At 74.2% G+C, this 11,044-nt stretch carries 2 protein-coding genes; both read left to right on the plus strand.

Annotation, left to right across the window (positions count from 1 at the left end; translation table 11 throughout):
* Window positions 1–2,410 (plus strand): SDR family NAD(P)-dependent oxidoreductase (locus ACZ4Z5_RS32995; protein ID WP_468269911.1); only part of this gene is annotated, 2,410 nt, incomplete at its 5' end.
* Window positions 2,411–2,431: 21 nt separating this feature from the next.
* Window positions 2,432–11,044 (plus strand): type I polyketide synthase (locus ACZ4Z5_RS33000; RefSeq protein WP_468269913.1); only part of this gene is annotated, 8,613 nt, incomplete at its 3' end.

The following is an 11,044-nucleotide window of genomic DNA, read 5'->3' on the forward strand; positions in this document are numbered from 1 at the left end:
CGGCGTCGCCGTCGACTGGCGGGCGTACTTCGCCGGCACCGGCGCCCGGCGTGTCGACCTGCCCACCTACCCCTTCCAGCGCAAGCGCTACTGGCCCGAGCCCGTCGCCGCGCACAGCGGCGCGATGGCGCAGGCCGGCCCTGCCGGGAGCGAGGCCGACGCCCGGTTCTGGGACGTCGTCGAACGGGCCGATCTGACGGCGCTCGCCGACGAGTTCGAAGTCGACGGCGACCAGCCGCTCAGCGCCGTACTGCCAGCCCTCTCCGCATGGCGGCGGAACCAGCAGGCACAGGCACAGGCCGACTCCCTCCTCTACCGCGTCACCTGGCAGCCCTGGACGGGCCACGACCGGGGAACCCCCTCCGGCACCTGGCTGTTCGTCGTACCGGCCCCGCAGGCGGAGGATCCGTGGGTCCGTGCCCTGGCCGACCGTATGAGCGGCGACGGGGTCCGGGTCCTGCCGCTCCCGCTCGATGTCGCCGACGGTGACCCGGCGGTCCTGCGCGCGCGCCTGGACGAGCGGCTGCGGGACGCGGTGGCGGCAGCCGACGGACCGGTGACCGGCGTCCTGTCGGTCCTGGCTCTGGACGAACGGCCGCACCCCCATCACCCCGGGGTGCCCGTCGGACTCGCCCTCACCGCAGCCCTCACGTCGGTGCTCACCGACCGGTACGCGGAGACCGGCTGCGGTGACGCGCGCCTGTGGTGCGTCACCCGTGACGCCGTCGCCGCCGCCCCCGGCGACACGCTCGGCGGCGCCGCCCAGTCGCAGGTCTGGGGCCTGGGCCGGGTGGTCGCCCTTGAGCACCCCGACCGCTGGGGCGGACTCGTCGACCTGCCCGAAACGTGCGACGACCGCGTCCTGTCCCCCCTGACGACCGTGCTCACCGGCGCCGGTGACGAGGACCAGTTCGCGATCCGCGCCGCCGGCACGTTCGTACGACGTCTCGTACACGCCGCCCCGACCGGCGAACGCCCCGCACCGCGGTGGACGCCGAACGGCACCGTGCTCATCACAGGCGGCACGGGAGCGCTCGGCCGCCACGTGGCGCGGCGCCTCGCCGAACGCGGTGCGGAACGGCTCGTGCTCGTCAGCCGCAGCGGCGCCGACGCACCCGGCGCCACCGAGGTCCGGACGGAACTCGAGACGCTCGGCGCGGCCGTGACCCTGGCGGCCTGCGACGTCACCGACCGGGAACAGCTCGAGGCGCTCGTCGCACGCCTGGCGGCCGACGGCACTCCGGTGCGCGCCGTGGTGCACGCCGCGGGCGTCTCCCAGCCGCCCGGCACGGGCACCGACCTGCCCGGGTTCGCCCGGGTCGTCACCGCCAAGACCGCCGGCGCCGTCCACCTCGACGCGCTGTTCGACGCACCGGACTCCCTCGACGCGTTCGTCCTGTTCTCGTCCATCGCCGGTGTCTGGGGCAGCGGCGGCCAAGGTGCCTACGCCGCCGCCAACACCTTCCTCGACGCGCTCGCCGAGCGCCGCGCGGCCCGAGGGCTCGCCGCCACGGCGATCGCCTGGGGCCCGTGGGCCGACGGAGGCATGGCCACCGAAGGCGACGCGGAGGAGCAGCTCAGCCGCCGCGGACTGCCGCCCGTGGCCCCGGGGACGAACCTGCTGGCCCTGGAACGCGCCCTCACCGGCCGGGACGCGGCGGTGACCGTGGCCGACGTCGACTGGGCCCGCTTCGCACCGGTGTTCGCCGCGGCGCGCCCCCGCCCGCTCATCGGCGACCTGCCCGACGTGCGCGGCGTGCTGCGCGAGGACGCATCGGGCGGCGGCGTGGCCATGTCCGGTGCCACGGCCGCCGATCCGTCCACGGCCGTCCTCGGGCGGCTGGCCGAACTGTCCGGGGACGACCGGGACACGGCGCTCCTCGACCTCGTGCGCGAGCACGCGGCGGCGGCACTCGGCCACCCCTCCGCGGACGCCGTCGCACCGGACCGGGCCTTCAAGGACCTGGGCTTCGACTCGCTGACCGCCGTCGAACTGCGCAACCACCTGGGCGCCGCGTGCGGCCTGCGACTGCCGTCCAGCCTCGTCTTCGACTACCCCAACCCGCAGGCCCTGACCCGCCATCTGATGCGCACCCTCTTCCCCGGGGGAAGCGACGGCGCGGCCGGTGCCACCGGAGCGGAACTCGACACCGACCCCCAGGACGTGGAGCTGCGCCGCACACTGGCCGGCATCCCCCTGGGCCGGCTCCGCGAAGCAGGACTCCTGGACACCCTCCTGAGGCTCGCCGGACCCGGCACTCCGGTCGCCGACCCCGGTGCGGACGCCGCCGACGCGGTCGGGTCCATCGACTCGATGGACCTCCAGGACCTTCTCGACCTCGCTCTCGACGGCGCCGGCGGCTCCGACGACGACACCCCCGGCAACTTGACCAGCAACAGCAACTTCTGACGTGCCCGAAGTGCGGAGTAAGTGATGACCACCCCGAACGAAAAAGTCGTTGAAGCGCTGCGGGCCTCCCTCAAGGAAACCGAGCGGCTGCGCCGCCGGAACCAGGAGCTCACCGACGCCTCGCGCGAACCGATCGCCATCGTCGGCATGAGCTGCCGCTTCCCCGGCGGAGTCGGCTCGCCCGAGGACCTGTGGAAGCTCGTCGAGAGCGGCGGCGATGCCATCTCGGGCTTCCCCACCGACCGCGGCTGGGACGTCGAGTCGCTGTACGACCCCGACCCCGACCACCCCGGCACCACCTACGCCCGGCATGGCGGATTCCTTCACGAAGCCCCCGAGTTCGATGCCTCCTTCTTCGGGATCTCCCCGCGTGAGGCGCTCGCCATGGACCCGCAGCAGCGGCTGCTGCTGGAGACCACCTGGGAGGTGTTCGAGCGGGCCGGCATCGACCCGGCGGCCCTGCGCGGCAGCCGCGCAGGCGTCTTCGTCGGCGCGTCCGCCAACGCCTACGGCGTCGGCTCGGACGACCTGCCCGACGGCGTCGAGGGACACCTCCTCACCGGTACCGCGTCCAGCGTGGTCTCCGGCCGCCTCGCCTACGTCTTCGGCCTGGAGGGCCCTGCCGCCACCATCGACACGGCCTGCTCGTCCTCGTCCGTGGCCCTGCACATGGCCGTCCAGGCCCTGCGCCAGGGGGAGTGCTCGCTTGCCCTGGCCGCCGGCGTCACCGTCCTCGCCGCCCCGGACGTCTTCGTCGAGTTCAGCCGCCAGCGCGGGCTGTCGCCCGACGGCCGCTGCAGGTCGTTCGCCGAGGCGGCGGACGGCACCGGCTGGTCGGAGGGCGTGGGCGTCCTGCTGGTGGAACGCCTCTCCGACGCGCGCCGCAACGGGCACCGGGTCCTGGCCGTCGTCCGGGGTTCGGCCGTCAACCAGGACGGTGCCAGCAACGGCCTGACCGCCCCCAACGGCCCCGCCCAGCAGCGCGTCATCCGCCAGGCCCTCGAAAGCGCCCGCCTGACCCCCGCCGATGTCGACGCCGTCGAGGCCCACGGCACCGGCACGACCCTGGGCGACCCGATCGAGGCACAGGCACTGCTGGCCACGTACGGCCAGGACCGGCCCGCGGACCGGCCGCTGTGGCTGGGCTCCTTGAAGTCGAACATCGGCCACACCCAGAACGCCGCCGGTGTCGCCGGCATCATCAAGATGGTCATGGCCATGCGCCACGGGGTGCTGCCCAGGACCCTGCACGTCGACGAGCCGACCTCGCACGTCGACTGGTCGGCCGGCGGGGTCGCCCTGCTCACCGAGCAGCGGCCGTGGCCGGAGACCGGACGCCCGTACCGGGTCGGCGTCTCCGCCTTCGGCGTCAGCGGCACCAACGTGCACACCATCATCGAGCAGGCGCCGGAGGCCGACCGGGCCCCCGATCAGCAGCCCGACGGCACCGGGCCGGCGGTCCCGCCGCTGCCGCGGGCCGTGCCGTGGCTCCTCTCGGCCAAGGGCGAGGACGCCCTGCGCGAGCAGGCGGCCCGGCTGCTCGCGTACACCCGGGAGCACGACGGGCTCGGCCCGGTGGACGTCGCCCGGTCGCTGGCCGTCGGCAGGGCGCAGTTCGAGGACCGCGCGGCGGTGGTGGCCGGGGACCGTGGGAGTCTGCTGGCAGGACTCGCCGCGCTGGCGGAGGGCGGCTCGGCGGCGGGAGCGCTGAAGGGCTCGCCGGCCGGCGGGAAGGTCGCCTTCCTGTTCACCGGGCAGGGGAGCCAGCGGCTGGGGATGGGCCGTGAGCTCTACGACGCCTTCCCGGTGTTCGCGGACGCGCTGGAAGCGGTGTGTGCCGGATTCGATCTCGAACTGCCGCTGAAGGATGTGCTGTTCGGCTCGGACCCGGATCTGCTGGACCGGACGGAGTACACCCAGCCGACGCTGTTCGCGGTCGAAGTGGCCCTCTTCCGGCTCGTGGAGTCGTGGGGCGTGAGGCCCGACTTCGTGTCCGGGCACTCGATTGGTGAGATCGCTGCCGCGCATGTGGCGGGGGTGCTGTCGCTGCAGGACGCGTGCACTCTGGTCGCCGCGCGCGGCCGACTGATGCAGGCACTGCCCGCAGGCGGCGCGATGATCGCGGTGCAGGCTTCGGAGGACGAGGTCCTGCCGCTGCTCACCGAGGGCGCCGGCATCGCGGCGGTCAACGGTCCGCAGTCGGTCGTGGTCGCCGGTGACGAGGACGCTGCCGTCGCGGTCGCGGACGTCTTCGAGGCGCAAGGCCGGAAGACCAAGCGCCTCACCGTCAGCCACGCGTTCCACTCGCCGCACATGGACGGGATGCTGGAGGACTTCCGCCGGGTGCTGGAGGGGCTGTCGTTCAAGGCGCCACGCATCCCGGTCGTGTCGAACCTGACCGGCACCCTGGTCACCGACGAGATGGCATCCGCCGACTTCTGGGTCCGGCACGTCCGCGACGCCGTCCGCTTCCTGGACGGCGTACGCGCCCTCGCAGCGGCCGGCGTGACGACATATGTCGAGCTCGGCCCGGACGGTGTGCTGTCAGCGCTCGCCCAGGACTGCCTGGACGGCGACAGCCACGGCGGTGCCGTCCTCGTGCCCGTGCTCCGCAAGGGCCGCCCCGAAGCCGAGGCGCTCGTCACAGCCCTCACCCGGGCCCACGTCCACGGCATCCGGGTCGACTGGCAGGCCTTCTTCGCCGACACCGGCGCCCGGCGCGTCGACGACCTGCCCACCTACGCCTTCCAGCGGCAGCGCTACTGGATCGAGCCGGGCACCCCGATCGGCGACGTCACCGCGGCCGGTCTGGACGCGGCCGCACACCCCCTGCTCGGCGCGACGGTCGCCCTCGCCGACTCCGACGGCTTCGTCTTCACCAGCCTGCTGTCACCCGCCACCCACCCCTGGCTGGCCGACCACCAGGTCATGGGCAGCGTCCTGCTCCCCGGCACGGCCTTCGTCGACCTGGCGATCTGGGCCGGCGACCAGGTCGGCTGCGACAGCGTCGAGGAGCTGACGCTCCAGGCGCCGCTCGTCCTGCCCGAACGCGGCGGCGTGCAGCTGCAGTTGCACGTGAGCGCCCCTGACACCGACGGCTCCGGACGGCGCGCCTTCACCTTGTCCTCCCGCCCGAAGGACAGTGCGGCCGACGAGCCCTGGACCCGGCACGCCGACGGCGTCCTGGCCCGCGGTGCCGTCCCGGCCTGGTCGGAGTTCGCATCGGGGCAGTGGCCCCCGGCGGGCGCCGAACCCCTCGCCACGGACGGCCTCTACGCCGACCTCGCCGAGGTCGGCATGGGCTACGGTCCGGTGTTCCGCGGCCTCACCACCGCCTGGCGGCACGGCGAGAGCGTCTACGCCGAGGTCGCCCTGCCCCAGGAAACCGCGGCCGCGGCAAGGGACTTCGGCCTCCACCCCGCCCTGCTGGACGCCGCGCTCCACACCCTGGGCCTCGGCGTGCTGGGCGGCACCGAGGGCGAGGGCCGGCTCCCCTTCGCCTGGAGCGGTGTGACCCTCCACGCGAGCGGCGCCGACGCGCTGCGCGTACACCTCGCCCCGAGCGGTACGGGCGACGGCGTACGCCTGGAGATCGCGGACACCACGGGCGCACCCGTCGCGACCGTCGGCTCGCTCGTCCTGCGAGCCGTGTCGGCCGAGCAGGTCCGGGCTGCGCGCACCGCCCACCACGAGTCCGTGTTCCGCACGGAGTGGACGGCACTGACCGCCGCCGTGACCGGGGCCTCCGCGACCAGCACCGCCGACGACGCGACCGAGGACCCCGGCGGCCGTTGGGCGGTTCTGGGGGCAGCGGTACCCTCCGCTCTCCGCACCATCGCCACCGGCACGGGAGCCGACGAGATCACGGTCTACGCGGACCTGGCCGAACTGGCCGCCGCGGTGGACGCCGGAACACCCGTCCCGGACGCCGTGTTCGCCGGCTACGGACAGGCCGGCTACGGGCAGGCCGGCGCCGACGGCCCGGCCGCCGCACCGGAGCTGTCCGCCGGGGCCGTGCACCGGGCCGCGCACCACGCCCTCGCCCTCGCCCGGACCTGGCTGGGGGAGGAGCCGTTCACCGGCGACCGGTTCGCCGCCACCCGCCTGGTCGTCCTCACCCAGGGCGCGGTCGCGGCCGGAGACAGCCGCACCGACGCCGTCGACGACACGGCCACCGAGTCGGCCACCGGCTCGGTCACCGACCCCGTCCACGCCGCCGTCCGGGGCCTGCTGCGCTCCGCGCAGGCCGAGCACCCCGACCGGCTGCTGCTGCTCGACACCGACGGCACCGAGGACTCCGCACGCGTCCTGCCCGCGGCCCTCACCGCAGCCCAGGCCGTGGGCGAGCCGCAACTCGCCGTCCGCGCCGGGACCGTCCTCGTGCCGCGCCTCACCCGCGTGGCCCGGGAGACTCAAGGGGAGCAGCCGGCCACGGCCGGTATCACGTACGCGCCGGAGTCGACCGTGCTGATCACCGGCGCCGGCGGCCTCCTCGGCGGCCTGATCGCCCGCCGGCTCGTCACCGGACACGGCGTACGGCACCTGCTGCTCGTCGGCCGCCGCGGCGGATCCACCCCCGAGGCCCGGCAGCTAGGCGACGAACTCGCCGCCGCGGGCGCCTCGGTGACCTGGGCCGCGTGCGATGTCGCGGACCGCGACGCGCTGGCCGCCGTACTGGAGGCGATACCCGCCGAGCATCCGCTCGGCGCGGTCGTCCACACCGCCGGCGTACTCGACGACGGCGTGATCACCGCCCTCACCCCCGAACGCCTGTCGGCCGTACTGCGGCCCAAGGCCGACGCGGCCGTCAACCTGCACGAACTGACCCGGGACCTCGACCTCTCCGCCTTCCTGCTGTTCTCGTCCATCGGCGGCGTCTTCGGCGGCGCCGGGCAGGGCAACTACGCGGCGGCCAACGTCTTCCTCGACGCGCTCGCCCAGCACCGCCGCTCCCTGGGACTCCCCGCCACCTCCCTGGCCTGGGCCCTGTGGGCCGACGGCTCGGGCATGGCCGGCAGCCTGACCGACGCCGACGTCAGCCGCATGACCCGCGGCGGACTGCCGCCGCTCACCTCGGAGGAGGGCCTCGGCCTCTTCGACCTCGCGCACCGGATCGACGAGGCCGCGCCCGTCCTGATGCGCGTCGACCTCGCCGGCCTGCGCACGCAGGCCCGGGTCGGCACCCTGTCCCCGCTGCTGCGCGGGCTCGTACGGGTGACCGCGCGCCGCCTTGCGGGCGCCGCCGCCGCCGAGGCGGGCGCGACCGGGCTGCGGCAGCGCCTCGCCGGACTCCCGGCCGCCGAGCAGGAGCGCACGCTCCTCGACCTCGTCCGCAGGCAGGTAGCCGCGGCCCTGGGCTACCCGGGTGCCGCCTCCGTCGAGCCGGGCCGGTCCTTCAAGGAGCTGGGCTTCGACTCGCTCACCGCCGTCGAACTGCGCAACCTGCTCGGCGAGGCCACCGGCCGACGGCTGCCCGCCACCCTCGTCTTCGACTACCCGACAGCCACCGCACTCGCCCAGTACCTCCGCGAGGAGATCGTCGGAGACCTCGCGGACGACGCGGGCCCCGGGTCCGGCGCGGGCGGCGGAGGCCGTCTCCCGGCCCGCCCGCGCGCCGCCGCCACGGCACGTGCCGCCGACGACGACCCGATCGCCATCGTCGCCATGAGCTGCCGCTTCCCCGGCGGCATCACCTCCCCCGAGGACCTGTGGCGCATGCTCGCCGAGGGACGCGACGGCATCACCGCCTTCCCCGTCGACCGAGGCTGGGACCTCGACACCCTCTACAGCGACGACCCTGACCGCGAGGGCACCAGCTACGTCCGCGAAGGCGGCTTCCTGCACGAGGCGGCCGACTTCGACGCTGCCTTCTTCGGGATCTCCCCGCGCGAGGCCCTCGCCATGGACCCGCAGCAGCGGCTGCTGCTGGAGACCACCTGGGAGACGTTCGAGCGCGCCGGCATCGACCCGACCGCCCTGCGCGGCAGCCGCACCGGAGTGTTCGTCGGCTCCAACGCCCAGGACTACCTCCAGCTCTGGCTCAACGACGCCGACGGCCTCGAAGGCCACCTCGGCACCGGCAACGCGGCCAGCGTCGTCTCCGGACGCATCTCCTACACCTTCGGCCTGGAGGGCCCGGCGGTCACCCTCGACACGGCCTGCTCCTCGTCGCTCGTCACCCTGCACCTCGCGGCGCAGGCCCTGCGCCGCGGCGAATGCGCCATGGCCCTCGCGGGTGCCGTGACCATCATGTCCACGCCCGGCGCGTTCACCGAGTTCAGCCGTCAGCGCGGCCTCGCCGAGAACGGCCGCATCAAGGCGTTCGCGGCGGGCGCCGACGGCACGATCTGGTCCGAAGGCGTCGGCCTGCTCCTCCTGGAGCGCCTCTCGGACGCCCGGCGCAACGGCCACCCGGTCCTCGCCGTGGTCCGTGGCTCCGCCATCAACCAGGACGGCGCCAGCAACGGTCTGACGGCGCCGAACGGTCCCTCGCAGCAGCGCGTCATCCGCGAAGCCCTTGCCGACGCCGGCCTGACGGCCGGGGACGTGGACGCGGTGGAGGCCCACGGCACGGGCACGCGGCTGGGCGACCCGATCGAGGCCCAGGCGCTGCTGGCCACGTACGGGCAGAACCGTCCGGCGGACCGGCCGCTGTGGCTGGGGTCGGTGAAGTCGAACATCGGCCACACCCAGGCCGTGGCCGGTGTCGCCGGTGTGATCAAGATGGTCATGGCGATGCGGCACGGGGTCCTGCCCAAGACCCTGCACATCGACGAGCCGACCCCCTACGTGGACTGGTCGGCCGGTGACATCGAGCTGTTGACCGAGCAGCAGCCGTGGCCCGGGACCGGGCGCCCGCGCCGGGCCGGTGTCTCGTCGTTCGGCTACAGCGGCACCAACGCCCACGCCGTGATCGAGCAGGCACCAGCGGACGCCGACGCGAACGCACCGGCACCCACGGAGCCGGGGATCCCCGCAATCCCGGTGATGCCGTGGCTCGTCTCCGGCCGTACCGCGGCCGCCCTGCGGGCCCAGGCTGAACGACTGCGCGCGACCGCGGCCGACGCACTGGCCGCGTCCGGTGACCGGGGCGCACTCGCCCTCGGCCACTCGCTCGCCACGAACCGCGCCGCCCTGGAGCACCGCGCGGTGCTGGTCGGCGCACCCTCGGACGGAGAGTCCCTGGTCGGCGGTCTGGCAGCCCTGGCCGCCGGTGAGCGGGTGCCGGGCCTGGTGCAGGGAACCGTGTCGCCCGGCGGCCTGGCGTTCCTGTTCACAGGGCAGGGCAGCCAGCGCCTGGGCATGGGCCGTGAACTGTACGCCGCCTTCCCGGTGTTCGCGGACGCGCTGGACGCGGTGTGCGAGCGCCTGGACTCGCTCCTCGAACTGCCACTGAAGGAAGTGCTGTTCGGGTCCGATGTTGCGGTGCTGGACCGGACTGAGTACACGCAGCCGGCGCTGTTCGCGGTCGAGGTGGCGCTGTTCCGGCTGGTGGAGAGCTGGGGTCTGCGGCCGGACTTCGTGTCCGGGCACTCGATCGGTGAGATCGCTGCCGCGCACGTGGCGGGGGTGTTCTCGCTGGAGGATGCGTGCACTCTGGTTGCGGCGCGTGGCCGGTTGATGCAGGCGTTGCCGGCCGGTGGTGTGATGATCGCGGTGCAGGCCTCGGAGGACGAGGTTCTGCCGCTGCTCACCGACGACGTCAGCATCGCGGCGGTCAACGGCCCGCAGTCGGTGGTCGTTGCCGGTGACGAGGACGCGGCATTGGCGATCGCGGAGACCCTCGAGGCGCAGGGCCGGAAGACGAAGCGCCTGACGGTCAGCCATGCGTTCCACTCGCCGCACATGGACGGCATGCTGGACGACTTCCGGCAGGTGGTGGCGGGGCTGTCGTTCGGGGCCCCGCGCATCCAGGTCGTGTCCAACCTCACCGGGTCGGTCGTCTCGGACGAGATGGCCTCGGCCGAGTTCTGGGTCCGGCACGTCCGCGAATCGGTCCGCTTCCTGGTCGGCGTACGCGCCCTGGAAGCGGCCGGCGCGACGACATACGTCGAGCTCGGCCCCGACGGTGTGCTGTCCGCGCTTGCCCAGGACTGCCTGACGGGTGCCGCCGATGCCGCGTTCGTGCCGCTGCTGCGCGCAGGGCGTGTGGAGGCGGAGTCGGTCGTCGCCGCGGTGGCTCAGGCCTTCGTGCGGGGTGTGGAGGTGGACTGGTCCGCCTTCTTCGCCGGCACCGGGGCCGGACGGGTCGAACTCCCGACGTACGCCTTCCAGCGGCAGCGCTACTGGCCGGACACGGTCCTGGCCCGGGCGGCGGCATCGCGCCGCCAGGGCCGGGAGCAGTCGGCTGTGGACGGCTGGCGTTACCGGGTGTCGTGGAAGCCGCTGGATGCGTTGTCCGATGTGCGGTTGTCGGGGTCGTGGTTGGTGGTGTCGCCTGCGGAGGGCGTGGATGACACGGCCGTGGTGGGTGCGTTGGCGGGGCGTGGTGCTGAGGTTCGTCGGGTTGTCGTCGAGGCCGGGTCGGATCGGGTTGCGTTGGCGGGGTTGCTGTCCGGCGCGGGGTCCGTTGCCGGTGTGGTGTCGTTGCTTGCGCTGGATGAGGCTGCTGGTGTGGTTGCGTCGGCTGGTCTG

Source organism: Streptomyces sp. NPDC030222 (assembly GCF_055573115.1).